General features: G+C 72.4%; 18 protein-coding genes. 12 read left to right on the top strand and 6 right to left on the bottom strand.

Annotation, left to right across the window (positions count from 1 at the left end; genetic code table 11):
• From AB3M83_RS06475 to hrpA, 9 genes are all read left to right on the top strand, one after another.
• Positions 1-5,994: an Ig-like domain-containing protein gene (locus AB3M83_RS06475; RefSeq protein WP_412946140.1), complete on the top strand. Its 5,994-nt coding sequence runs from the start codon at positions 1-3 to the stop codon at positions 5,992-5,994.
• A gap of 55 nt (positions 5,995-6,049) precedes the next feature.
• Complete coding sequence (locus AB3M83_RS06470) at positions 6,050-7,060, top strand: AAA family ATPase (protein ID WP_412946138.1); 1,011 nt, start codon at positions 6,050-6,052, stop codon at positions 7,058-7,060.
• Entirely contained in the window at positions 7,057-8,409 is a 1,353-nt protein-coding gene (locus AB3M83_RS06465) for a DUF58 domain-containing protein (protein ID WP_412946136.1), read from the top strand. Before AB3M83_RS06470 ends, AB3M83_RS06465 begins: the two co-directional genes overlap by 4 nt.
• On the top strand, positions 8,406-10,898 hold the full coding sequence (locus AB3M83_RS06460) for a transglutaminase domain-containing protein (protein ID WP_412946134.1): 2,493 nt from the start codon (positions 8,406-8,408) through the stop codon (positions 10,896-10,898). The genes AB3M83_RS06465 and AB3M83_RS06460 overlap by 4 nt, the downstream gene beginning before the upstream one ends.
• 96 nt (positions 10,899-10,994) lie before the next feature.
• On the top strand, positions 10,995-12,179 hold the full coding sequence (locus tag AB3M83_RS06455) for an FHA domain-containing protein (protein WP_412946131.1): 1,185 nt from the start codon (positions 10,995-10,997) through the stop codon (positions 12,177-12,179).
• Positions 12,179-13,036: a PP2C family protein-serine/threonine phosphatase gene (locus tag AB3M83_RS06450; protein ID WP_412946128.1), complete on the top strand. Its 858-nt coding sequence runs from the start codon at positions 12,179-12,181 to the stop codon at positions 13,034-13,036. The genes AB3M83_RS06455 and AB3M83_RS06450 overlap by 1 nt, the downstream gene beginning before the upstream one ends.
• Complete coding sequence (locus AB3M83_RS06445; protein ID WP_412946125.1) at positions 13,029-13,640, top strand: hypothetical protein; 612 nt, start codon at positions 13,029-13,031, stop codon at positions 13,638-13,640. The genes AB3M83_RS06450 and AB3M83_RS06445 overlap by 8 nt, the downstream gene beginning before the upstream one ends.
• Entirely contained in the window at positions 13,637-14,389 is a 753-nt protein-coding gene (locus tag AB3M83_RS06440) for an FHA domain-containing protein (RefSeq protein ID WP_412946123.1), read from the top strand. Before AB3M83_RS06445 ends, AB3M83_RS06440 begins: the two co-directional genes overlap by 4 nt.
• Positions 14,390-14,426: 37 nt before the next feature.
• Positions 14,427-18,308, top strand: a complete 3,882-nt coding sequence (hrpA, locus tag AB3M83_RS06435) for an ATP-dependent RNA helicase HrpA (protein ID WP_412946120.1) — start codon at positions 14,427-14,429, stop codon at positions 18,306-18,308.
• 36 nt (positions 18,309-18,344) lie between these two features.
• On the opposite strand, the gene AB3M83_RS06430 is transcribed toward hrpA, so the two are convergent.
• The 6 genes from AB3M83_RS06430 to AB3M83_RS06405 form a co-directional block, all read right to left on the bottom strand.
• The gene (locus AB3M83_RS06430; RefSeq protein WP_412946116.1) at positions 18,345-18,476 is read right to left on the bottom strand and encodes a hypothetical protein; all 132 of its coding nucleotides are present in this window, start codon (positions 18,474-18,476) and stop codon (positions 18,345-18,347) included.
• Between the two features lies 1 nt (position 18,477).
• Positions 18,478-19,710 carry a multiple monosaccharide ABC transporter permease gene (gene mmsB, locus AB3M83_RS06425; RefSeq protein ID WP_412946114.1) on the bottom strand — a complete coding sequence of 411 codons (1,233 nt, stop codon included), beginning with the start codon at positions 19,708-19,710 and terminating at the stop codon, positions 18,478-18,480.
• Positions 19,711-19,727: 17 nt separating this feature from the next.
• Positions 19,728-21,257, bottom strand: a complete 1,530-nt coding sequence (mmsA, locus tag AB3M83_RS06420; protein WP_412946111.1) for a multiple monosaccharide ABC transporter ATP-binding protein — start codon at positions 21,255-21,257, stop codon at positions 19,728-19,730.
• Between the two features lie 100 nt (positions 21,258-21,357).
• Positions 21,358-22,479, bottom strand: a complete 1,122-nt coding sequence (chvE, locus tag AB3M83_RS06415; protein WP_412946109.1) for a multiple monosaccharide ABC transporter substrate-binding protein — start codon at positions 22,477-22,479, stop codon at positions 21,358-21,360.
• A 78-nt stretch (positions 22,480-22,557) separates the two neighbouring features.
• Entirely contained in the window at positions 22,558-23,277 is a 720-nt protein-coding gene (locus AB3M83_RS06410) for a class II aldolase/adducin family protein (RefSeq protein WP_412946106.1), read from the bottom strand.
• A 147-nt stretch (positions 23,278-23,424) separates the two neighbouring features.
• Positions 23,425-24,432, bottom strand: a complete 1,008-nt coding sequence (locus AB3M83_RS06405) for a LacI family DNA-binding transcriptional regulator (protein ID WP_412946104.1) — start codon at positions 24,430-24,432, stop codon at positions 23,425-23,427.
• Positions 24,433-24,549: 117 nt separating this feature from the next.
• Between AB3M83_RS06405 and AB3M83_RS06400 the strand changes: the two genes are divergently transcribed.
• From AB3M83_RS06400 to AB3M83_RS06390, 3 genes are read left to right on the top strand one after another with little or no spacing between them, the layout of a single operon-like run.
• On the top strand, positions 24,550-25,059 hold the full coding sequence (locus AB3M83_RS06400) for a hypothetical protein (protein ID WP_412946102.1): 510 nt from the start codon (positions 24,550-24,552) through the stop codon (positions 25,057-25,059).
• Between the two features lie 19 nt (positions 25,060-25,078).
• Complete coding sequence (locus tag AB3M83_RS06395) at positions 25,079-26,038, top strand: quinone oxidoreductase family protein (RefSeq protein ID WP_412946099.1); 960 nt, start codon at positions 25,079-25,081, stop codon at positions 26,036-26,038.
• A 4-nt stretch (positions 26,039-26,042) separates the two neighbouring features.
• Entirely contained in the window at positions 26,043-26,321 is a 279-nt protein-coding gene (locus tag AB3M83_RS06390; RefSeq protein ID WP_412946097.1) for a hypothetical protein, read from the top strand.
• The last annotated feature ends 1 nt before the right edge of the window (position 26,322 follow it).

The raw sequence follows: 26,322 nt of genomic DNA, 5'->3' as shown, positions 1-26,322 counted from the left end.
ATGGCCCAGTCCCGCGACGAGCGCCGCCGCGTCCGCCCCTCGACCTGGATCGGGGCCGGCGCCGTCACGGCCGTGGTCGGCGTGGTCGCCACGCTGGCGGTCGTCTGGCCCGGGTACGACGCGCAGCAGACGCCCGTCGACGACGCGACCGTATGGGCGCTGCAGAACGGCACCGGGAGCGGGTACGCACGGGTCAACCTCGAGCTCGGCGAGGTCGACACCGTCAAGCAGGTCGAGAACGGGACGCAGCTCGCGCAGACCGCCGACCGTCTCTTCGTCTACAGCGACGGCGGCGCGCAGTTCTCCGACGTCGATCTCGCGACGCCCGCCGACCTGACCGCGGATGCCGAGGACGTCTTCTCCTCCACTCCGCCCGGCACGGTCGACATCGTCCCCGCCGGGGACCACGTCGTGTATCGGACCGAAAGCGGCGGCGTCTTCGGCGCGACCCTCTCAAGCGGCGGGGCCGCCGTGCCCATCGACCCGTACGCCGGGGTCGAGGTCGACGAGGGCGAGGAAGCGCCCCGGTTCGTCGCGTCCGCGGTCACGGTCGACGCGGACGGCACCGCCTACGCCTACTCGTCCGCCGAAGGCATCGTTCTCCGCGCCGACGCGGCGACCGGCCGGATTCTGGACCAGGACCCGGCCCGCATCTCGCCCACCGATGCGCAGCTGACCGCGGTCGACGGCCGCTGGGTGCTCTACGACGTCGACACCGGCGACATCGCCGTCACGGGCCGCGAGGAGATCGCCGCGACGACGCCGGCGGCCACCGCGCTCGTGCAGCGCGCGGCGACCGCGGGCGACGACGTCATCATCGCCGACCCCACCGGCATCACCCGCGTGCCGCTCGACGGCGGCGAGCCGGAGCGCGTGCTCGACCGCGCCGGCCTCGGCATCCCCGCCGCCCCTACCCCGCTCGGCGACGCCGTCCACGCGGCCTGGCTCGGCGACGGCACCGGTGGCGGGGCCCTGTGGTCCAGTGATGCGGCGGGAACCCTGGTCGACCTCGACTACGCCGGCGCCGACATCGGCGACGCCGTCGACCCGGCGTTCGTCGGCAACGGATCGCGGCTCGCGGTGAACGACCGGAGTTCGGGCTGGGTCTGGACCGTCCCGGACGGCGAGCTCGTCCCGTCGTCGCAGCAGTGGCAGCTCGAGCAGACCACCGAGGTGGAGCAGGAGAACGACCTCACCTCCGACCGGGTCCTCGACCCGAAGCCGCCTGTCGCCGTCGATGACGCCTTCGGGGTGCGTGCCGGCTCGGTGGCGCTCCTCCCGGTCCTGCTCAACGACCACGACCCCAACGAGGACGTCCTGAGCATCGACGTCACCTCCTTCGACGGCGTCGACCCCGACGTCGGTTCGGCGTCGCTCACCGGAGCGGAGCAGCAGGTGGCCGTCGCCGTCTCCCCCGACGCGACCGGAACGACCCGCTTCACCTATCGGGTCACCGACGGCACCGCGCGCGCGGGCCTGCTGTCGGACGAGGCGACCGTGACCCTTCGCGTCGTCCCCGCTGAGGAGAACTCCGCCCCCGAGTGGTGCGGCGTCGACGACTGCCTCGCCTCGTGGCCCACGCTGAGCGTCGTGCCCGGCGGGACGGTGTCGGCGGAGCTGCTGGAGGGGTGGGTCGATCCGGACGGCGACCCGATCTACCTCGCCGGCACGAGCGACGCACCCGCCGTCGGCACGGTGACCACGTCGCCCGAGGGCGAGCTGACCTACCAGCATCCGGACCCGAACGCGACCGAGGCGACCAGCGTCACCGTGGGCGTGGTCGTGTCGGATGCCGCCGGCGCGACGACGACCCAGCCGCTCACGATCGAGGTCACGCCCGCCCCCGAGCTGGCGGCGGAGTCGTTCGCGGTCACCGGGGTCGTCGGCGAGCCGCTGGACGTGTCGGTCGCGCCGTACGTCACCGGCGCGTCGGGGACGGTGAGCCTCAGCTCGCTCGTGACGCTCGACACCGCGCGGTCCACCGCGACGCCGAACCCCTCAGCGCTGAGCATGAAGTTCGAGGCGACCGAGCCCGGCTCCTACGTCGTGCAGTACGGCGTCCGCGACGACGTCGGCGAGGTCACCGCGACGGTCCGGGTGACCATGCGGGCGGCCGATGAGTCGGTCATCTCGACGCCGCCGCTGACCGCGTTCGTCCGCCCGAACGAGGACGCGACGATCGACGTGGCCGCGGCCGCAGCGAATCCCGCCGGTCTCGTCCTGCTGCTCGACGACATCCGGCCCGAGGGCGACCCGCGGGCCGCACTCAGCGTCGACCTCGTCGGCCAGAGCCTCCTCCGTGTCAGCGGCTCGACGGACGACGGCAAGCCGGGGCGCCTCGGCGTCGTCCGCTACCGGCTCAGCGACGGCAGCGGCGCCGGCGGCTCGGCGGCCGAGGGCGAGGTGACCGTCATCCTGCTGCCCGCCGGCAGCGCCGAGCCGCCCATCGCGGTCGATGATCTCGTCACCGTGAGGGCGGGCGCCCAGATCGACATCCCCGTCCTGGACAACGACCACGCCCCGGCGGGGGCGCTCATCACCATCGATCCGTCGTCGATCGTCGACGAGACCGGCGGCGGGCTCGCGTTCTCCTCCGGCCGGGTCCTGCGCTACCTGGCCCCGGAGCGGGCGGGCACCTACGCCCTGACGTACACGATCTACCGCCTGGGATTCCCCGAGGTCGTCGACACGGCCCGCGTCACGATCACCGTCACCGGCGACGAGGAGAACCGCGCGCCGCTTCCCCGACCGCTCGTCGGACGCGTCGTCGCCGGCCAGTCGGTGACCATCCCCCTCGACCGCTACGCCGCCGACCCCGACGGCGACGACGTGGCCCTCGACCTGCTCCCGCGCCAGCCCGAAGCCGGTTCGGCCGCCATCTCCGCCGACGGGCAGTCGATCGTGTACACGAGCCCCGAGGGGTTCAGCGGCCAGGTGCGCTTCTCGTACCAGGTCCGCGACGATCGCGGCGAGACCGGCATCGCCGACGTCCGCGTCGGCGTCATCGGCGCGCAGAGCGACCCGAGTCCGGTGACGTTCAGCGACTACGTCCAGGTGCAGGCCGGTCCCGAGAGCACCGTCGTGGTCAGACCGGCCGACAACGACATCGATCCGTTCGGCAGCGATCTCGAGCTCACCGACGTCGTCCCGAACGCCCCGGCCGGGAGCGCGGAGTACGACGCGCTCGAGGAGCGCGTCGGCTCGGTGGACGCCGGTGTCGTCACCCTGCAGGCGGGCACTGCGCTCGGAACCTTCTCGTACAGCTACACCGTGACCAACGCCACCGGCGACAGCGCGATCGGCCTCCTGGTGGTGAAGGTGGTGCGGGACCCGATCCCGGACTACCCCACGATCCGCGACACCGTCCTGACCCTCGAGACGCGCGAGGACTTCCCCACCGGGATCGATGTGCTGAGCGGCATGGTGTCGTGGAACGCAGGCGATCCGTCCCGGCTCGAGCTCCGGCTGTGGGGCGATCCCGAGGGGGTCCGCTCCGACGGCTGGAGCATCGCGGGCGCGCTGCCCGAGTCGTCGCTGCTCATCCCGTTCGAGGTGACGGGCGAGGCGTTCGACGGCACCGAGGTGAGCTCCTACGGCTTCCTGCGGGTGCCCGGCACCGCCGACGTGCGACTGACGCTGCGCGCCGGCCTCGACCCGCTGCAGGTGCGCGAGGACGAATCCGTCGATTTCGACGTGGCGGATGCCGTCGTCCTCCCCGACGGACAGACGCTCGTCCTCAACGCCGACGACGTCACGACCGGCAAGGCGCGCGAGAACGCGACCTGCCGGGTCGTGTCGGGCACGACGATCCGCTACTCCGCCGGGCGCGGCGCGCCGTGGACCGACTCGTGCGTCGTCCCCGCCCGGCTCGCGGCGCAGGACGAGGACACCTACCTGACGCTCGCCGTCGCCGTCGAGGCCGAGACGCCGCAGCCGTCGCTGCGGAGCGCCTCGCTCGGCGTCCGACCCGGCGAGACGGCGACCTACGACCTCGCGCAGACCGTCCAGTGGGCGGGAACCGCGGACTGGGACGCGCTCGAGTACGCCGTCTCGTATCGCGGCGACCAGTTCGAGGTCACGGCATCCGGCGGCACCGTCACGGTCGCCGCTGCCGACGACGCACGTCCGGGCCGGGAGGAGTCGGCCGCGATCACGCTGCCCAGTCACCCGGACGCAGCGGCGTCCAGCCTCGTCCTCACCGTCGGCCCGGCGCCGTCCACGCTGCCGCGCGGCGGGTCGGCGGTGTCGTCGTGCTCGCAGGCCGACGGCAACTCGTCCTGCACGATCGAGGTCATCGGCTCCGCCGGCGAAGTCAACCCGCTGCCGGGCACGCCGCTCCGGGTCGTCGGCGCCTCGGGCGCGGGCAACTGCCGGGGTGTCACGTTCGCTCCGGCGGGCGCCACGGCCGTGCGGGCGAGCTGGTCATCGGATGCCGAGGGCGCCGCCAAGTGCACGGGCTCCTTCACGGTGGAGGACGCTCAGGGCCGGCAGTCCAGTGGCGACCGCAACGGCTCGGTCATCCTCGACCTGCGCGGGCTTCCGGCCGATCCCACGCGGGTCGAGTGGACCGCCTTCGGCGATGATTCGGTGACCCTCCGCGTGACGTCCGCGGCCGGCTCGTACCCGGCGGTCGAGGGCTACCGCATCTCGTCGGGCGGTCGCGAGGTCGCGACCTGCCCCGCGTCGGGAGCGTGCTCGCCCATCTCGGCACCGGTCGGCGAGAAGCGCGTCTACGAGGCGCGGGCCGTCAGCTCCGTCGGAGCGTCCCGCGGCACGGTCCGCACCGAGGCATGGGCGTACCGCGCTCCGGCACGTCCGGGCGGCTCGACGTTCGATCCGGTCCCCGCGGGCAACGGCGGCGGGGTTGCGACCATCGTCGTCACGGGGCTCGACGCGACGACCGGCAGCGTCCGCCTCGAGGGCGGCGCGGGCGGCAGCGCGACGCAGTCGGTCAGCGGCGGCACGGCCACCTTCACCGGCTACCAGGTCGGGTCGAACAGCCCCACCTCGCTCACGGCGACCCCGCTCACGCAGTTCGATCTCCCTCCCATCGCCGGCGGCTCGACGGAGGGCGGCTCGCTCGAGCTGCGTGCCCACGGCATCGGTGCCCCGTCGGTCGATCTCGCGCTGACGCAGAACGAAGACGGGACCACGATCACCGCCCGCGCGACCGTCTCGCCGAACGGGCAGGGCGACGCGATCCTGGTCGGTTTCTCCGTGGGCGGTGCGGTGTGCACTCCCGGTGATCAGCGCACCTCGGCGTCCGGCGGCACCGTGGAGCGGCGGTTCGGGAACGATGTCCTGCCGCTGTGGCAGGAGGCCACGATCCGCGCTTGCGCCGTCACGGTCGACGACGAGGAGGAGTTCGGGGACGGTGCGCCGGTCTCGAAGCAGATCACGCCGGTGCGCCGCATCGGCGGTCCGGACGGAAACGCCACGTACGCCGTCGGCACCACACCCGATCGGGCCGAGCGGGGCGGCCGGGTGACTCTCACCTGGGATTCCCTCGCACCGCCCGACCTGTCGAGCTCAGAGCGCGGCTTCGATGTGCGGTACGCCAACGGCGGTGACTACGGCCGCAGCTTCGACCGGTTCTTCTCGCTCGGCGACCACCCCGGGACGATCACGGCGGCGTCCTGCAGCGTCATCTTCGGATGCGGCACCGACACCGCGATCGTGGTCGAGCCGGCGGATGCCGGAGCCCAGTATCTCGCTCGGGTGTCCTTCCCGAACCAGTGTCGCGAGGACGGCAGCGCGGACGGCAGCGTCGAGGTCTTCGCCGAACCGGGCGACTTCGGTTCCCAGGCGACATTCGCCGATTCGGCCGACACCCGAACGCACACCTTCACGGTGACGTTCACGAACCGACTCGCGTCCCTGAGTGGTGGCTCCCTCACCCACTCGCTCACGTGCGAACTCCCGCCACCGCCCGAGCCCGAGCCCGAGCCGGAGCCGGTCGACCCGACCACCGCCACCGACGCTCCCGCCGGCTGACGCCCGCCGACGACCCCACGACCGGCGCACCCGCCGGCCCTCCGAGAGGAACACGATGACCATCACCCAGGAGCAGAGCACCTGGTTCCACGAGACCTTCACCAAGCTCGTCGACAACGTCGAGCAGGTGGTCCTCGGCAAGCGGCACGTCATCGAGCTCGCGTTCACCGCGATGGTGTCCGAAGGCCACCTGCTGCTCGAGGACTTCCCCGGAACCGGCAAGACCTCGCTCGCGCGGGCGATGGGCGAGACGGTGCAGGGCACCAGCTCCCGCATCCAGTTCACGCCCGACCTGCTCCCGGGCGACGTGACCGGCATCACCGTGTACGACCAGCGCCGCGGCGAGTTCGAGTTCCACCAGGGACCCATCTTCGCGAACGTCGTGCTCGCGGACGAGATCAACCGCGCATCCCCCAAGACGCAGTCCGCGCTCCTCGAGGTGATGGAGGAAGGGCATGTCACCGTCGACGGCGTCACCCGCCCCGTCGGCATCCCGTTCCTCGTGGTCGCGACGCAGAACCCCGTCGAGCAGGCGGGAACCTACCGGCTGCCCGAAGCACAGCTCGACCGCTTCCTGATGAAGACGAGCCTCGGCTATCCCGACCACGCCGCCACCCTGCGGATCCTCGAGGGCTCCGCCACCAGCCGTCACACCGTCGACCCCGTCATCACGCCCCAGGGCGTCGTGAGCCTGGCCGACATCGCCCGCGCCGCCTACCTGAACCCGCTCGTGCTGGACTACATCGCGCGCATCGTCGAGGCGACGCGCCTCGCGCGGGAGGTGCGCCTGGGCGTCAGCGTCCGCGGTGCGCTCGCCCTCACCAAGGCGTCCCGCACCTGGGCACTCGCGCACGGACGCACCTACGTCACTCCCGACGACGTGAAAGCGCTCGCGGGCCCCGTCCTCGCGCACCGTCTGATCCTCGACCCCGAGGCGGAATTCGACGGCGTCACCGCCGAGGCCGTGGTCGGCCAGGTGCTGCTCGACGTCGTCCCGCCGAGCCAGAAGGACAGCCTCCGCAAGGATCAGCCCCGCAGAGAGCAGCCCGAGAGAGAACCTGCGTGACCTTCTCCACCGAATCGCGCCTCACGCGGACGGCAGCGTCCAGCGGGATGGCGCGCACCCGCTACGGCGGCACCGCGCGGTCGACGACCGTCCTCGCGGTGCGCGGCGTGCAATCGTGGCGGCGCGTGCGCGACGCCACGGCGAGCGCGCTGCGGTGGACGGGAGAGACCGTCACCCCCGCGGGCTGGATCGCCCTCGCCGTCGCCGTGCTGGGCCTGGGGATCGGGCTCCCACTCGGCTGGCTGGAGTTCGCCGTCGCGGGCGGCGCCGCCGTGGTGCTCCTGCTCCTCTCGGTGCCGTTCCTGTTCAGCGCCCGGGCCTACGAGGTACGGCTCCAGCTCGAGCACGACCGCGTCGTGGCGGGGACGCCGGTGGAGGGTGAGCTCGTCGTCACGAACATCGGCCATGCGGCGGCCCTGCCCGGCCGCGTCGACGTCCCGGTCGGCGACGGTCTCGTCGACGTCCACGTCCCGCTCCTCCGGCCTCAGCACGACTTCACGGAGCGGGTCGTCATCCCCACACAGCGCCGCGGAGTCGTCACCGTGGGACCGGCGAGCACCGTCCGCGGCGATCCGCTCGGCATCCTCACCCGCGAAGCGACCTGGGAGGACACCCACACCCTCTTCGTCCACCCGGTGACGACGGCGCTTCGCAGCACGGCGACGGGGTTCATCCGCGACCTCGAGGGCAGCGCGTCGCGCACGATCGTCGACGCCGACTTCTCGTTCCACGCTCTGCGCCCCTACGTGCCCGGCGACTCGCCGCGGCAGATCCACTGGAAGTCGACCGCCAAGACCGGTGACCTGATGGTGCGGCAGTACGAGGAGACCCGCCGTTCCCGCATGGTCGTCGCCCTCGCTCTGGCCGAGGGCGAGTACCGGGACGACGACGAGTTCGAGCTCGCCGTCAGCGCCGCCGCATCCGTCGGCGTGCGGGGCATCCGCGACGGTCGCGACGTCGACGTGATCGTCGGCGGCGAAGTGCCCGAGTTCGCGCGCCGGGTGGTCCGCACCGTCCGCGAGCTCACCACCGTCTCGACGCGCACCCTCCTCGACGACCTGTCCGGCGTCGAGGTCACCGAGCGGGTCAGTCCGCTCCGCGATGTCGCCTCCGTCGCGTCCGAGACGCACCCGGACGTCTCCATCGCCTTCCTCGTGTGCGGCTCGACGCTGACGCCCGCCCAGCTGCAGTCCGCCGCGCTCGCCTTCGGCTCGGGCGTCGCGGTCGCCGCGCTGGTCTGCGCACCGGATGCCGAGCCCGGGATCAGGCGGCTCGGGTCCATGACCGTCATCTCGATCGGCCTCCTCGACGACCTCCGCCAGCTCCTCGCGAAGGGGGCGCAGTCGTGAGCGACGTCAACCGGCGCGGCCTCCGCGCCGCCCGGAACGCACGGGAGCGGAATGCCCGCGTGCGGTTCCTCGGCACGCAGGCGCTGCTGCTCGACGCGCTCTTCCTGGTCGGGGCGGTCGCGACGTGGCCCGTCTATCGCAGCCCCCTGTTCGCCGTCGCCGTGCTCGCGGGCCTCGTCGCCGCGCACGTCGTCGCGGCGCTCGGCCTGCGCGGGCGCTGGTCGGGCTGGTGGGTCGCCCTCGCCGCCCTCGGCGCGTACGTCGTGCTGGGCCTGCCGGTGGCCGCCCCCGGAAGTCTCGGCTCGCCGACGACCGCCGTCCGCGCCCTCCTCGGGATCCTCACCGCCCCCGTGACCGGCTGGAAGGACATCCTGACCCTCGAGCTGCCGCTCGGCAGCTACCAGACGACGCTCGCCCCCGTCCTGTTCCTGTTCATCGCGATCCCCACCGTCGCGCTGTCCTGCGCCTGGCGGTCGGCGAGATGGTGGATGCTGTCGGTCCCGGCCGGCATGCTCCTCACCGTGTTCGGGGTCGTCTTCGGTGCCCGCTCCCTCGCCGCGCCGTTGCCGCTCGGCCCCGTCACCGTGCAGCCCGAAGCCCTCGTGGGCGCGGCCGCCCTCGTGACCGGGCTCGGCGCGATCGTCTGGCGCACCCGCCACGAGCGGCATCGCGCCCTCGAGACCGCTGTCGCCGCGAGCGGCGTGCGGACCACGGGCCGCGCCAATCGGGGGCTCGCCGGCCGCACCGCGATGGCTCTCGGCATGCTCGTCATCGCGGTCGTCGCCGCCGCCGGATGGGCGCCGTGGGCGCTCGCCGGCCAGCCCCGCGATGTCGCCCGCAGCGCCATCGACCCCGTGCTCGAGGTCGCGACGACGCTCAGCCCCCTGTCGCAGTACCGCGCGGCCTTCACCGACGACGACGCCTACTCCGACGTCCTGTTCCGCGTCGACGCTCCCGCCGGCGTCGAGCGGATCCGCCTGGCCACGCTGCCGTTCTACGACGGCCGCACGGCGCGCGCCGTCGATCCGGACACGGGCCTCGGCGACCCGGCGACGGCGTTCACGCGCGTGCCGTCGCAGATCGACACCGGGACGGACGGCACCGCGCGCGTCACGGTGACGATCGAGGACCTGCGCGGCATCTGGGTCCCCACCACCGGGCGCCTCTCCTCGCTGGCCTTCAGCGGCGCGCGGGCTGCCGACCTCGCGGACGGCTTCTTCCACAATGCGGCGACCGGGAGCGCCGTCCAGCTCGCCGAGCCGGGCTTCGCATCCGGCGACGCGTACACCCTGAGCGCCGTCGTCGATCCGGCGGCACCGGATGCGGCATCCCTCACCCCCGCGCGCAGCGGCCCCGCTCTACCGGAGGCCGTCGTCCCCGACAGCCTCCGCCAATGGGTCGAGGCGCAGGAGGCACCGGACGGCGGCGCGGGCCTCGCGCTCCTGATCGATCGGCTGCGTGCCCGCGGCTTCCTCAGTCACGCCCTCACGATCGATGAGGGTGCGCCGCCGGCGTGGCTCTCGGACCTCGGCGGCGACGACTTCCAGCCCAGCCGTGCCGGGCACTCGACGGACCGCATCGACGAGCTGTTCGGTGATCTGCTGGACCGCCAGCGCGAGTTCGGCGGCACCGACGACGCGGCCCTCGTCGCCGGCGTCGGGGATGAGGAGCAGTTCGCGGTCGCGGGCATGCTGGTCGCGGACCAGCTGGGCTTCGATGCCCGCGTGGTCGTCGGCACCCGGCTGGCGTCCGCGGAGGAGCTCCCCGCGTGCGAGGACGGTGTCTGTCGGAACGCGGAGCTCGCGGCGTGGATCGAGGTGCAGGGCGCCCGTGGCACCTGGGTGCCCCTGGACGTGACACCGCAGCACGAGGCGTTCCCCTCCCCCGACCTCGAGCAGCGGCAGGACCCGCAGAACCCGACGGAGGTCCGGAACGAGAACGCCGAACAGGTGCTGCCCGCCGACGCCGACCCGTCCGACGGCACCAAACGCGGCGACGACGTCACCGACGAGGGCGCGGACCTCGGCGCGCTGTGGGCAGCCCTGCGGATCGCCGGGATCTCGCTGCTCGGCCTGGCGATCGTGCTCGGTCCGCTGCTGCTGATCATCGCCGCGAAGGCGTTCCGGCGGAGATCGCGGCGCCGGAACGACGATCCGATCGAACGGTTCACCGGCGGGTGGCAGGAGTACGTCGACGCGGCCGTCGACCACGGCTACCCGGTCCCCCGGTCGCACACGCGTCAGGAGCTCGCCTCGCTCTACGCCGGCGAGGATGCCGGCAACGGCGCGCGACTGGCGACGTGGGCGGACCGCTCGGTCTTCGACGTCTCGCCGCCGACGGCCGGTGAGGACGCCGAGTTCTGGCGCATCGTCGATGCCGAGCGGACCCGGTTCGCGAGCGAGAAGGGCTTCTGGGCACGGATCCGCGCACGGGTCTCGTTGCGCTCGCTGGTGCGCGGCGAGCGCAGCCGCGGAAGGCGGCGCGGGTAGGGTGTCCGGGATGAAACCGTCCGAGCTCGGACAAGGCAGCACGCAGGTCGAGGAGGAATGGTGGTCGCATTGACAGGGTCGATCGGAGCTCTGGGGATGCTGAGCATCCTCCGGCCGGACGACGGTGCGCTGACGGGCGCCGCGACGATCGTCCAGCTGCTCGTCTTCGCCGCGGTCTACGTCTGGTTCGCGGTGGCGCTCACCGCCGTCTTCCGGAAGGTCGGGCAGCCGACGTGGAAGGCGTGGGTACCCGTCATCAACATGTGGACGCTCTTCGAGCTCGCCGGGATGAAGGGCTGGTGGGCCGTCGTCCAGGCCGCCGTCGGCGTCGCGGTCGCGATCATCGCGGCGATCATCGTCGCGGTGTCGGTGGCCGCCGCCTTCGAGGCCGCCTTCAGCGGCAGCGCCGGAGCCGGCGGCGCGATCATCGGCGCGACGATCGTCCCGCTCCTCCTGTGGCTCGCCTACGGTGTCTTCATCGTCATCCTGCAGGTGCGGATGCTGCGGCGGCTCAACCAGGGCTTCGGCCTCGGCGTCGGCTACACGGTCCTGGGAGTGCTCCTCCTTCCGCTGTGGGCCAGCCTCGTGGGCTGGGGCGCCGCGCAGTGGCGAGGACTCCCGCCGTCGGGCCTGCCGCCGACGCCCTTCGCCGCAGCGCCGCCGACCGCCGCGTCCGCGGCCGCGCCCGCGCCGGCTCCCGCTCCGGCCGGCCCGTCCGCGCCGATGACCGCCTTCGCCCCACCCGCTCCCGCCGGGGCACCTGCCGCGTCCGCGGCCGCCTCGCCCGCCGGGGCGCCGACCGCAGCGCCGGTGAACGGGAACCCGTGGATGCCGCCCGCGCCGGCCCCGGCTCCGGCTCGGGTCCCGGCACCCGTTCCCGTTCCCACGCCAGCCCCCTACACCGACACCGACACCGACGACGAGCTCGATGAGCACACGGTGCTGGCGGCGCACCGCCGCACCGGCGCCTCGGTCCGGCTTCCCGGCGGCGTCTCGGTCAACCTGCTCGGCGATGTCGCCGTCCTCGGCCGGAACCCGGTGGCGCCGCCCGAGGCCCCGGCGGCCCAGCGCATCCCCATCGACGACGCGACCCGCACGGTGTCGAAGACCCATGCGCTGCTGCGGCGCAAAGGCGCCCAGTGGACGATCGCCGACCTCTCGTCGACCAACGGCGTGTTCGTCGGTGCCGCGGACGCCGAGGTGGAGGTGACGGCGCCGGCCGCGGTGTCGGGCCGGTTCCTGCTCGGCGATGCAGAGCTCCACCTCGTCTCGGAGCGCTGATGGACGCTCGATCGGAGGCCATGCCCGCACGCCTCGACGTGATGAGCGGCGCTCGCACCGACCCCGGTCTGCGGCGCAAAGTCAACGAGGACTCCTTCCTCGCGAGCTACCCGGTGTTCCTCGTCGCCGACGGCATGGGCGGTCACGAAGCGGGCGACCGCGCGTCGGCCGCCGTCATCGACGTCTTCCGCGGGTTCGTGGGCCGGAGCGATGTGACGCCGGAGGAGATCGCCCAGGCCGTCTACCGCGCCCACAGCGCGGTCGCGGCGATCGCGGCCGGGACGACGCGCGGAGCCGGCTCGACCCTCACCGGCCTCGTGGCGGTCCGGCAGGACGGCGAGCAGCGCTGGCTCGTGCTGAACGTCGGAGACTCGCGGGTGTACCGGCTGCTGGCGGAGCGCCTCGAACAGCTCACGATCGATCATTCGGTGGCGCAGGAGATGGTGGATGCCGGCCGCCTGTCCCGCGACCAGATGTCGCAGTTCGAGGGGCGCAACGTCATCACCCGCGCCATGGGCGGCGAGCGCAGCCCCGCCGACTACTGGCTGCTGCCGGTCGTGACCGGCGAGCGGCTGCTCGTCTGCTCGGACGGACTCAACGGAGAGATCACCGACGAGGCGATCCGCGCCGGCCTGCTGGTCGGCGGCTCCCCCACCCACACGGCCGGATCGCTCGTGACGCAGGCGATCGCCCACGGCGGTCGCGACAACGTGACGGTCATCGTCGTGGACGTGGTCGCCGGCGGCATCCATCCCCGCCTCGAGGACACCACGGGCGGTCTCATGACCAGCGGGACGGCGACCGGCACCGTCGAAGTGGCGACGGTGCCCTCCACCCGGCGGCGTCGACATGGCTGAGCGCCCGGCGGAGCTCCCCGACGACGACGACGAGCGCACCGTCCTCGCCGCGACCCGCCGCGCGCAGCGCGCGGCGCTGATCGACAGCGTCCCCGGGTTCGGCGATGCGGCGCCGGACGGGGATGCCGACGAGCGCACGGTGCTCGCTGCGCGACGCGTCGACGGCAGACCCGAGCCGGAGCCCGATCCCGAACCCGACGCCGACCCCGACGACCGCACGGCGCTCTCGGCCCGCGGCATCCCGCCGGCCGATCTGCCCGAGGCGGACGCCGAGGCCACGCTCATCGCCGACCGCGACGTACCCGAGCACGTCGTCGCGCGGCCTCGGGCCGCCGGCGCGGGGATCGCGCACGGCCGTGCCGACACGCCGCGCAGCGCCGCCGTCCCGGGTGCGCGCCCCGAGCGGGCGGTCTACCGTCCTCGCGCGGATGCCGCGCCGCCGGTCACCCGGACGGCGATCGTCCCGCCGGTCGCCGCGGAGGCGGCCGACGCGCCCCGCCGACGTCGTGGCCGGACCGGTCTCCTCGTGGCGGTGCTGGCGGGGACAGGGGCGATCGCGGGTGGCGCGATCGCCGGGATCGTGATCCTGACCGGAGGGGGATGACCGTGACAGAGGACATCGAACAGACAGCGGAGCCGGTGCCCGCGGAACTCGCGATCGAGTTCTGCGGCGAGTGGTTCCACCCGCGGCCCGGCGAGGCGTTCTCGATCGGCCGCGACGCCGACCTCGTCATCGACACCAACCCGTACCTGCACCGGCGTCTGCTGGAGATCGAGTCCGCGCACGACATGTGGTGGCTCGCGAACACCGGCCGCTCCATCTCGGTGGCCCTCGCCACCGCCGACGGCGCCTACCAGGCGATGCTGGGTCCCGGGGCCCGGGTTCCGCTGGTCTTCCCCGAGCTCCTCGTCATGTTCACCGCCGGGTCGTACACGTACGAGTTCACCGTCCGGAACACCGCGCCGCGCTTCACCGGACGTCCCGCCGACCCGGGCGACGACGAGGCGAGCGCCGGGACGACGATCGGAGCCGTCCCCCTGACCGCCAGCCAGCGGCAGCTGCTCATCGCGCTGTGCGAGCCGATCCTGCGCGGCGGGATGATGGGCTCCAGCCAGATCCCCACCTCCGCGGCGGCGGCCGCGCGATTGGGATGGCCGCTCACGACGTTCAACCGCAAGCTCGACAACGTGTGCGACAAGTTCGACCGCGAGGGCGTGCAGGGCCTGCGCGGGGGCGCCGGGAAGCTCGCGACGAACCGCCGGGCCCGTCTCGTCGAGCACGCGATCCTCTCGCGCCTGGTCACCGCCGCGGACCTGCCGCTCCTCGACGCGCCCGCCAACGCCGAGCGCTGACGCCAGGGGGCGTGTCGCCGGGATAGCATCGAAGGCTGTGTCCTCTCCTGCCCCCGTGATCTCCTATCCGCCGGAGCTGCCCGTCAGCGCCGCGCGCGACGAGATCGCGCGCGCGCTCGCGGAGAACCAGGTGCTGATCGTCGCCGGCGCGACGGGGTCGGGCAAGACGACCCAGCTCCCCAAGATCTGCCTCGAGCTCGGCCGCACCCGGATCGCGCACACGCAGCCCCGACGCATCGCGGCGCGGTCCATCGCCGAGCGCCTCGCGCACGAGGTGCAGGTCCCCCTCGGCGGCGCCATCGGGTACAAGGTTCGCTTCACCGACGAGGTCACCGCGGACACGCAGGTGACCCTCATGACCGACGGCATCCTGCTCAACGAGATCCACCGCGACCGGCTGCTGCGCCGCTACGACACGATCATCGTCGACGAGGCGCACGAGCGGTCGCTCAACGTCGACTTCCTGCTCGGGTACCTCGCGCGCATCCTGCCGGAGCGGCCCGATCTCAAGGTCGTCATCACGTCCGCCACGATCGACCCCGAGAGCTTCGCCGCGCACTTCGCCGCGACCGCGCCCGACGGGACGCGTGTCCCGGCACCGATCATCGAGGTGTCGGGCCGCACGTACCCGGTCGAGATCCGCTACCGTCCGCACGACGAGGCTGCCGAGGACGATGTCGACGGGCTCCTCGCCGCTCTGACCGAGCTCGACCGCGAGCCCGACGGCGACGTCCTCGTCTTCCTGCCGGGCGAGGCGGAGATCCGCGACGCGACGGATGCCGTCCGCGGGAAGTACGCGAGGGATGCCCGCCCGACGGAGGTCCTCCCCCTCTACGGGCGGCTGTCCGCCGCCGAGCAGCACCGCGTCTTCGAGCGGTCCGGTGTCGCGGGCGTGCGGCGTCGCGTCATCCTCGCGACGAACGTCGCCGAGACGAGCCTCACGGTTCCCGGCATCCGCTACGTCGTCGACACCGGCACCGCCCGGATCTCGCGGTACAGCGTGCGGTCGAAGATCCAGCGGCTCCCCATCGAGGCGATCTCGCAGGCCTCCGCGCAGCAGCGCAGCGGTCGCGCGGGCCGCACCTCCCCCGGCATCGCGATCCGCCTGTACGGCGAGGACGACTTCACCGCAAGGCCCGAGTTCACCGAGCCGGAGATCCTGCGGACCTCGCTCGCGTCGGTCATCCTGCAGATGCTGTCGCTCGGGTTCGGCGACGTCACCGAGTTCCCCTTCCTCACGAAGCCCGATTCCCGCGGCGTCAAGGCGGCGGTCGAGCTCCTCACGGAGCTGCGGGCGGTCGCCGGGACGACCGGCGCGCTCACGCTCACTCCCCTCGGCCGCAAGATCTCACGCCTGCCCATCGATCCGCGGTTCGCGCGGATGCTGCTCGAAGCCGATCGGCTCGGCGTCGGTCGCGATGTCCTCGCGATCGTGTCGGGCCTGTCGATCCAGGACGTGCGCGAGCGTCCCGAGGAGCGGCGCGAGGAGGCCGACCGGCTGCACGCGCGGTTCACGGATCCGACCAGCGACTTCCTCAGCCTGCTGAACCTGTGGAATCACCTGCGCGAACAGCAGCGGGAGCTCGGGTCGAGCGCGTTCCGGCGGCTCTGCCGCGCCGAGCATCTCAACTACGTCCGCGTGCGCGAGTGGTTCGACGTCCATCGGCAGCTCAGCACCCTGTCCGGCGTGAAGAAGCAGGCGCCCGGCGCGGCCGATCCCGACGCCGTCCACCGCGCGATCCTGTCCGGTCTGCTGTCGCACATCGGCATCCTCGACACGCGCTCGGTGCAGAAGGGGGACCCGCAGAAGAAGAACGCCCGCAAGCCGCTGCCGCAGTACCGCGGCGCACGCGGCGCGACGTTCGCGATCTTCCCGGGGTCGGGTCTGCGGAAGGCCTCCCCGGATGCGGTCATGGCCGCCGAGCTCGTCGAGACGTCCCGGCTGTTCGGCCGCACGATCGCCGCGATCGACCCGGCCTGGGCCGAGGAGCTCGCCGGCGACCTCGCGTCCCGGAGCGTCAGCGACCCGCACTGGTCCAAGGACGCCGGGGCCGCCGTCGCCGCTGAGAAGGTGACGCTGTTCGGCGTCGAGATCATCCCGCGCCGCCGCGTGCAGCTCGCCCGCATCGACCGTGAGCTCGCCCGCGAGCTGTTCCTGCGCCACGCGCTCGTCGAGGCCGAATGGAACGTCGCCCACCTCGACAAGCGCCTGACCGCCTTCGAGCGGCGCAACGCCGAGCTGCGACGTCAGCTGGAGCGGATCGAGGAGCGGGAGCGCCGCCGCGACATCCTCGTCGGCGACGAAGCCGTCTACGCCTTCTACGACGCGCGGCTGCCCCGCGACGTGTTCGACGTCCGCTCGTTCGAGACGTGGTGGCGCACGGCGCAGGCGCGCACCCCCAAGCTGCTCGACATGACCGAGGCCGACCTCCTGGGCGAGTCGGCGCGCACCGACGAGCGCGACTTCCCGACGCGGTGGCGCCAGGGCGACCAGGTGCTGAGCGTCGCGTACCGGTTCGAGCCCGGCGCACCGGACGACGGCGTCAGCGTCGTCATCCCGCTGGCACTCCTGGCGCAGCTTCGCCCCGACGGGTTCGACTGGCAGGTGCCGGGCATGCGCGACGACCTCATCGCGGCGCTGCTGAAGGCGCTGCCGAAGACCATCCGGCGCCACGTGGTGCCCGCGGCCGACTGGGCCGCGAAGCTGCGGGACGAGCTGGCGGGGGCCGGCCCCGAGGATCACGACGGCCTGCCGTCGTCGTCCCTCCGCAGCGCGCTCGCGACCCGCATCCAGCGCATCGCGCATCAGCCGGTGACGGAGGCGGACTTCGACATGACGCGTGTGCCCGCCCACCTCACGGTGTCGTTCCGCGCCGTCGACACGCGCGGTCGCGCCATCGGCTCGTCGCGGGAGCTGACCCAGCTGCAGCGGCAGCTGGCAGGCAAGGCCCGCGAATCGGTCGCCCGCTCCCTCGCCCCGAGGAAGCAGCCGCAGCAGCCGGTGCCCGGAGCACCGGCACCGGGAGCACCGGCACCGGGAACCGGACCCGGCGCGCCCACCGAGCGAGCGGGGATCACCGCCTGGGACTTCGGCGACCTGCCGGAGGTCGTCGACTCCCGGGTCGCCGGCGGCGTGGTGCGGGGATACCCCGCCGTCGTCGACACGAAGGACGCCGTCGCGGTCCGGATCGAGGCGACCGCCGAGCGCGCCGCCGAGCTGACGCGCGCCGGTGTCCGCCGACTGCTGCTGCTCGCCGTCCCGTCGCCGGCGCCGTACGTCCTGGAGCATCTGACGGCCGCCGAGAAGCTCGCCCTCGCGGCATCCCCCTACCCGTCCGCGAAGGCGCTGATCGAAGACGCCCGTCTCGCCGTCGCCGATGCGGTCCTCGGGGGCGCACCGGTGCGGACCGAAGCCGCCTTCGCCGCCGCACGCGACGCCTTCTCGGCCCGCGTCGTGGACGAGCTCTTCGCGGCGGTCTCCCTCGCCGCCCGCATCCTCACGCTGCAGCGCGAGGTGGAGCGTGCCGTCCGGGGACAGAACTCCATGACCCTGCTGGCCGCGCTCGGAGACGTGAAGGGCCAGGTCGCGGCGCTCATCCACCCGGGCTTCATCTCGCGCACCGGCATCCCGCGGCTGCAGCATCTGCCCCGCTACCTGCAGGGGGCGCGCGAGCGCGTCGACGGCCTCGCGGACAATCCCGGGCGAGACCGGCAGCGGATGACCGAGTACGAGCGCGCCGCCGCCCAGTATGCGGATGCCGGCGGCGTCCTGCCGCTGCCGGAGAACGCACCGCCGCGCCTCGCGCACGTGCGGTGGCTGCTCGAGGAGTTCCGCGTGAGCCTGTTCGCGCAGCGGCTCGGCACCGCCGAGCCGGTGTCGCTGCAGCGGATCGCGAAAGCACTCGCGGGCGCGGACTGAGAGTCCGCGCCCGCGAGTGCGGTCATCGAGTGCGGCTCAGGCGAGCGCCCCGATGAGGCCGCTGGCGACCATGTAGACGCCGACGGCGCCGCCGACGATCCACATCGTGATGCGAGCCGTGGTGGGCCGGGGCTTGTCGAGCTCGTTGCTCTGCTTCTGCGCGGCCATGTCAGTGTCCGGCGCGCCGCTTGTTGTACACGTCGAAGGCGACGGCGAGCAGCAGCACGAGGCCCTTCACCGCCTGCTGCCATTCGATGCCGATGCCCATGATCGACATGCCGTTGTTCAGCACACCGATGATCAGACCACCGATGATGGCGCCGCCGATCGTGCCGACACCGCCCTGCACGGCTGCGCCGCCGATGAACGCGGCCGAGATGGCCTCGAGCTCGAACCCGTCACCGGCCTTGGGGCCGGCGAGGTTCAGGCGCGCGGTGAAGATGAGGCCCGCGAGCGCGGCCAGGAAGCCCATGTTGACGAACAGCCAGAAGTCGACGCGGCGGGTCTTGATTCCCGACAGCTCGGCGGCGTGACGGTTGCCGCCGATGGCGTAGATGTGACGGCCGAACACGGTGCGGTTCATGACGACGCCGTAGACCAGCACCAGCACGGCCAGCACGACCAGGGTGACCGGGATGCCCTTGTACGACGCGAGCGCGAACGAGAACCAGCCGATGACGAGGGCGATGAGGACGAGCTTCGCGACGAACCAGATGAGCGGGTCGACCTGCTGGTCGTACTTCGCGCGACCGCGGCGGGTGCGCACCTGCTGGACGGTCAGCGCGATGATCGCCACGGCGCCGATCGCGAGGGTGAAGATGTCGGGATCGGATTCGCCGAAGATCCCCGCCAGGAAGCCGTTGCCGAGGCCGCGGTACTCGGTCGGGAACGAGCCGATGTTCGCGTTGCCGAGCACGACGAGCGCGAGCCCGCGGAAGATCAGCATGCCCGCGAGCGTCACGATGAACGCCGGGATGCCGACATAGGCGACCCAGAAGCCCTGCCAGGCGCCCACGAGCGCGCCGATCAGCAGCGAGAGGATGATCGCGAGCCACCACGGCAGCCCCATCTTCACCGCCAGCACACCGGACACCGCGCCGATGAAGGCGGCGACGGAGCCCACCGACAGGTCGATGTGGCCGGCGATGATGACCATCACCATGCCGATCGCCAGGACGAGGATGTACCCGTTCTGGACGACGAGGTTCGACAGGTTCTGCGGACGCAGCAGGATGCCGTCGGTCAGGATCGCGAACAGCACCACCACGGCGATGAGGGCGATGAAGATGCCGTTCTTGCCGAGGTCGGACAGGACCGTGGCCAGCCAGCGCGTGAACCGGTTGTTGGCCGGGTTGATCCCCCCGCCGGAGGCGGTCTCGGGGGTGAGAGTGTCGTTGGACATGTGTGTCTCCTGCCCCGTCAGCGGGGCTTCTCCATGGTCATGAGCTTGAGGACGTGTTCAGGGGTGGCGTCGGCGATCGGCACCTCGCCGGTGATCCGCCCCTCCGAGAGGGCGTACACGCGGTCGGAGATGCCGAGCAGCTCGGGCAGCTCGGAGGAGATCACGATGATTCCCTTCCCCGCCGCCGCCAGTCGGTTGATGATCGTGTAGATCTCGTACTTCGCCCCGACGTCGATGCCGCGGGTCGGCTCGTCGAGGATCAGCACCTCCGGGTCGGAGTAGATCCACTTCGACAGGACGACCTTCTGCTGGTTGCCGCCGGAGAGCTTGCCCGTCCGGGCGAGAACGCTCGGCGCCTTGATGTTCATGCTCGTGCGGAACTCGTTGGCGACCTTGAACTCTTCGTTGTCGTCGACGAGCCCGGCCTTCTCGAGCTTCTTCAGCGCGGCCATCGAGACGTTGCGCTTGATGTCCTCGATGAGGTTCAGGCCGTACGTCTTGCGGTCCTCCGTCGCGTACGCGAGCCCGTGTCCGATGGCCTCGGAGACGGTGCGGGTGCGGATCTCCTCGCCGCGGAGGTACACCTTGCCCGAGATCCGGGAGCCGTAGCTGTGCCCGAACAGGCTCATGGCGAACTCGGTGCGCCCGGCTCCCATGAGCCCGGCGATCCCGACGATCTCGCCGGCGCGGACGGTGATGGACACGTTGTCGACGACGACGCGGGACGGATCCTGCGGGTGGTGGGCGGTCCAGTCCTCCACGCGGAGCAGCTCCTCGCCGATGTTCGGCTCGTGGTCCGGATAGCGGTGCTCGAGGTCGCGGCCCACCATGTCCTTGATGATGCGGTCCTCGGTGACGTCGGTCTTCGCGATCGTCTCGATCGTCTTGCCGTCGCGGATGACCGTGACGGTGTCGGCGACCTTCTTGATCTCGTTCAGCTTGTGGCTGATGATGATCGACGTGATCCCCTCCTCGCGGAGGCTCAGGATCAGCTCGAGCAGGTGGTCGGAGTCCTCGTCGTTGAGCGCGGCGGTCGGCTCGTCGAGGATCAGCAGCTTGACCTCCTTCGAGAGCGCCTTCGCGATCTCGACGAGCTGCTGCTTGCCGACGCCGATCTGGCTCACCTTCGCGGTCGGGTTCTCGCGCAGGCCGACGCGCTTGAGCAGCGCCGCCGCTTCGAAGTTCGTCCGGTTCCAGTCGATGAGGCCGCCGGCGCTCTTGCGCTCGTTGTTGAGGAAGATGTTCTCGGCGATGGAGAGGTAGGGGCTGAGCGCGAGCTCCTGGTGGATGATCACGATGCCCCGCGCCTCGCTGTCGCGCAGGTTCTTGAATTCGACGACGTCGCCGGCGTAGTGGATCTCCCCGTCGTAGGTGCCATGCGGGTAGACACCCGACAGCACCTTCATGAGGGTCGACTTGCCGGCGCCGTTCTCGCCGCAGATGGCGTGGATCTCGCCACGCTGCACGGCGAAGTTGACGTTCGAGAGGGCTTTCACGCCCGGGAACGTCTTGGTGATGCCGCGCATCTCGAGGATGGTCTCGGTCACGATCTCCGACTTCCTTGGGGACTTGTGGGGAGCTGGCGGGTGCGCCGGCGGCGAGGCGAGGAGCCCCGCCGCCGGCGCGGTCGGTCGGTGCGGGCCGGACTCAGAGTCCGAGCTCGTCGGCCGTCCAGTAGCCGGTGTCCACGAGCGCGGGCTCGACGTTGTCCTTGACGACCGGCACGGGCGCCAGCAGGTACGACGGAACGATCTTCACGTCGTTGTCGTACGTCTCCTCGTCGTTGACCTCGGGCTGCTCGTCCTGGAGCACCGAGACGGCCATGCCGGCCGCGACCTTCGCGAGCTCACGCGTGTCCTTGAAGATCGTCGCGTACTGCTCGCCGCTGAGGATCGCCTTGACCGAGTCGACCTCGGCGTCCTGACCGGAGATGATCGGCCAGTCCTCACCCTGGGTGTAGCCGGCGTCGGCGAGGGCGGAGATGATGCCGCGCGAGATGCCGTCGTAGGGCGAGAGCACCGCGTCGACCTGCGAGCCGTCGGAGTAGTTCGCCGTGAGGATGTCCTCCATGCGGCTCTGGGCGGTCTCGCCGTCCCAGCGCAGCGTGGCGGCCTGCTCGATCGAGGTCTGACCCGACTTCACGACGAGCGTGCCGTCGTCGACGAAGGGCTTGAGCACGTCCATCGCGCCGTTGAAGAAGAAGAACGCGTTGTTGTCGTCCAGCGACCCCGCGAACAGCTCGATGTTGAACGGGCCCTCCGGCGCGTCCGCAGCCGGGTTGCCCTCGAGGTCGGTCAGGCCGAGGCCGTTGAGGACGGACCAGGCCTGCTGGTTGCCGACCAGTTCGTTGTCGAACGTCGCGTAGTAGTCGACGTTCTCGGTGCCCTTGATGAGGCGGTCGTAGGCGATGACCGGGATCTCGGCGTCCGCGGCGTTCTGCAGCGCCTCGGTGAGGGTCGTGCCGTCGATGGATGCCACGATGAGCGCCTCGGCGCCCTTCGTGATCATGTTCTCGATCTGCGAGACCTGGGTGGGGATGTCGTCCTCGGCGTACTGCAGGTCGACCTGGTAGCCCTCCGCCTCGAGGGCCTTCTTGACGGCGTCGCCGTCCTGGATCCAGCGCTCGGAGCTCTTGGTGGGCATCGCGACGCCGATGAGGCCGCCGTCACCCTCGCCGCCGGAGCCGGCGGTGTTCCCGCTCGCGCCGCATCCGCTCAGCGCCAGCGCGCCGGCGGCGACGCCGGCGATCAGGATCTTCTTGAACTTCACTGTGTGTTCCTTTCCTCGGACATCACTGTCTTGGTGTTCGTATTCGGTTGTACGGAGGTGACCGCGCCCGTCGTCGGGCTACCGGCGGTCGTCGGTGGTCGGTGAGGTGGCGCGTCGGAATGCGTCGTGGCGCCGGTCGATGAGCTGCTGCGGCAGGCTCGGCACGCTGCCGGCCTGCTGGGCGAGGTGGGTCGTCCGCGCGACGTCCTCGAGGAGCGTGGCGGTCGCCTGTGCGGCGGGACCGCTGGTCCCCACCGTGAACGCGCCGTGGCCGGCGATGAGCACGGCGGGTGAGCGGGATTCCCCGAGGACGGCCAGGACGCTGCGCACGAGGTCGTCGTCGCCGCCGCCGATCGGCGCGACCGGAACCGGACCGCCGAACATCTCGGCGGCGGACACCGTCACGCAGGGGATCTCCTCGCCGCGCGCGGCCCAGGCGGCAGCGTAGCCGGACTGCGCGTGCACGATCGCGTTCACGTCGGGCAGCGCACGGTAGGCGGCGGCGTGGAGTGCGGCATCCGTCGACGCGGCGCGATTGCCGCCGGGCGTCGCGGAGACGACGGTGCCGTCCAGCTCGCAGAGGACCATGTTCTCGGGCGCGAGGTCGTCGCCCGGGATGCCGGCCGGTCGGATGACGAACAGATCGGCGTGCGGGACGCGCTCGGAGACCGCCCCGGCCGTCGAGACGAGGAGGCCGCGGGACACGAGGTCGGCGTGCCGGGCGGCGACCTGCGAGCGCACGCGTGCGACGGCGACCTCGGTCTTCACCCCGATCACGTACCGATCCGCGTCGTCCATCGACACCATCCGCCTGACTCCCTTGTCGTCCTGCCGTCTCGCTCCGGCTCGCGGCCGGCTCGATGTGACCGTTCACATCCGGATCGATGATGGCCCGGAGCGGGGGTGATGTCAACTCGGTCGACGACCGGCGTGTCGACCGCCCGGTCAGAACCGCGCGGCGGGTCCCGCGGACGAGCGCACGATGAGCTCGGGGACGATCGCGGCGGTGGCGTCCGTCGATCGGTCGAGCAGCAGATCGACGCACCGGCGGCCGAGTTCCGCGAAGTCCTGCCGCACCGTGGTGAGCGGCGGCCAGAAGTGCCCCGACTCGGGGATGTCGTCGAAGCCGACGATGCTCACGTCGCGGGGGCAGTCGAGACCCTCGTCGCGGACGGCGTGCAGGAGACCGAGCGCCATCTGGTCGTTCGACGAGAAGATCGCCGTGAAATCGCGGTAGCGCAGCAGCTCGCGTCCCGCGTAGTAGCCGAAGTCCGCCGTCCAGTCCCCCAGGATCGGCGCTGTCGTCGAGACGTCCCAGGCGCCCATCTCCTCGAGGAAGCCGCGCATGCGCGCCTCGGCCTCGATCCAGTCCTGCGGACCGGCCAGGTGGTAGATCGACCGGTGGCCGAGCTCGAGCAGGTGCCGTGTCGCGAGTCTCGCTCCCGCGATCTGGTCGACCGACAGGGTGTGGTCGGGGTCGACGTCCGTCGACTGCAGCGTGACGTACGGCACTCCGACGCGCTGCGCCGTCAGAGCTCGGACCACCCGTACCTGCGGCGCGATCACGACCAGCCCCTCGATCGACTGCGCGAGCAGATGTGACAGGCCGTCCGGAATCGACTGCGGGTCGGCTGCGTCGATGTTCGCCGTCGAGACCCAGTAGCCGCGCTCGCGGGCGGCGGCCTCGATCGCCGCGATCGACGACGCCGGACCGTACTGCGTCGCCGACGCCGCGAGGATCCCGATCGTGCGGGACCGACTCGTCACCAGGGCGCGAGCCGCGCGATTCGGGCTGTAGGACAGGTCGGACATGACCGCCAGCACGCGCTCCCGCGTCTCCGGCCGGATGCTGGGATGGTCGTTGAGCACCCGGGAGACGGTCTGGTGCGAGACGCCTGCCAGGCGCGCGACGTCGCGGATGCTGGGCCTTCGGCCGGTGACGTCGTCGCTCATCGCATCTCCGTATCGATGTGTACGGTCACATCGGTCGGAGCCATTATGCCCGAGAGTTCCGGAGCGCCGATGTGACACTCCCGCTCCGTCACATGGCTCACGGCCTATGCTGACGCCATGTCCGACCTGTCCCGCCACCTTCCGCTGAGTGCGCGCCCGCGCGTGGACGAGTCCGGGGTGTCCGGCGACTGGCGGACGGCGGTCGCCGACGTCGTCGCCTCGGCGGCGGCCCTCGAACCGACGAGCGCGGCGGCCGCGGCGCGGTTCCTCGCCGTCGCCGGGCTCGACCGGGAGTTCGCAGGGCTGCCCCTGGCCGAGGTGGCGACCGCCGTGCGAACCGGCTCGCGGCGCCGCATCCGCGTCCTCGCCGACGCGCTCCGTGCGCTGCTCGAGCTCGCGGGCGACCGCGCCGTGGCGATCCCGCCGGTGATCGGCGGCGCCGTCGCCCTCTACGCGTCGACGCGGATGCCGTTCGAGCGGCGCGCCGCGCTCTCCGGCACCGCGGTCCACGCGACCGACGCCGAGTGGACCTTCGGCCGCGGACCGGTGCGCGAGGCGCCGGCGCGCGAGATCCTGGACTTCGTCCTCGGCCTGAGCGACACGCCTCCGCCCGCCCCGACCCGCTGACATCCCCGAAGGACCGACCATGGCCTCCGCGATCACCTACTCCTCCCTCGGCGGCCCCGAGGTCCTCACCCTGACCGAGGTGGACGTCCTGCCGCCCGGGCCCGGCGAGGTCGCCGTGCGCATCGAGGCCGCCGGCGTGAATCCACTCGACGCGAAGCTCCGGAGCGGCATCCGGCCCTCACCGCCGATCACGTCGCCGCGGCGGATCGGTGCGGATGGCGCCGGGGTGGTCACCGCCCTCGGCGCCGACGTGGAGGGCCTCCGCGTCGGTGACGCCGTCGTCATCGCGGGCGCCTCGGGCCTGTACGCGACCGACGTCGTCGTCCCGGCCGAGACCGTCACGCCCCGACCGCCGCAGGTGTCCGCCGCCGAGGCGGCGGCACTCGGCGTGCCGGCCGGCACCGCCTACCAGGTGCTCCGCTCCCTCGGCGCCGGCGCAGCCGACACCGTGCTCGTCCATGCCGGCTCCGGGGCCGTCGGGCAGCTCGTCGTCCAGTTCGCCGTGCTGTGGGGCGCGACCGTCGTCGCCACGACCAGCGAGCGACGGGCGGGGCGGGTCGTCGCCCTCGGCGCGATCCCGGTCCGCTACGGCGCCGGCCTGGCCGACCGGGTGCGCGAGGCCGCCCCGCAGGGGGTGACCGTGGCCATCGACGCCGCCGGCACCGATGAGGCCATCGCGGCATCGCTCGAGCTGGTCGCCGACCGGGGCCGCATCGCGACGCTCGTCCGCGGGGCGGACGCGGGTGCGCTCGGCATCCGCTCCTATCTCGGCGGGAGCCCGCATCCGCTCACCCCGGCGCAGCGGGCGCTCCGCGCCGAGGCCGTGCCGATCAGCCTTCATCTCCTCGCGGCGGGCGCGCTCGACATCGAGCTCGGCCCGTCCTTCCCGCTCGCCGACGCGGCCGCGGCGCACCGAGCCATCGAGGCCGGCGCGGACGGGAAGATCGTCCTGGTCGCCGGCGAGCCGGCGGGGGCCTGACGCCGTGCACCGCCGACACGTCCTCCCCGCCCTGTGGTGGCTCTTCGGCGCCGGGGCCGCCGCGGGCGCGATCATGATCGTGATCGGCTCGTCGCGGCCGGTGTCGTTGGGGTGGTTCGCGTACCAGCCCCTCGCCGAGGAGGTCTTCGCCCCGCCGGGGATCGCGCTGATCGATCCGCTCGTACCGGTCGGTGCGGGCGTGCTGGCAGCAGGGCTGATCGGGCTGGCCTTCCTCGCCGGGCGCCGGGTGGGGATGCGCGCGCGGCGCGATGCGACCGACTGAG

It is taken from the genome of Microbacterium pasadenense (assembly GCF_047246565.1).
Classification (GTDB): domain Bacteria; phylum Actinomycetota; class Actinomycetes; order Actinomycetales; family Microbacteriaceae; genus Microbacterium.
This window is presented reverse-complemented; position numbering and strand designations above follow the sequence as displayed.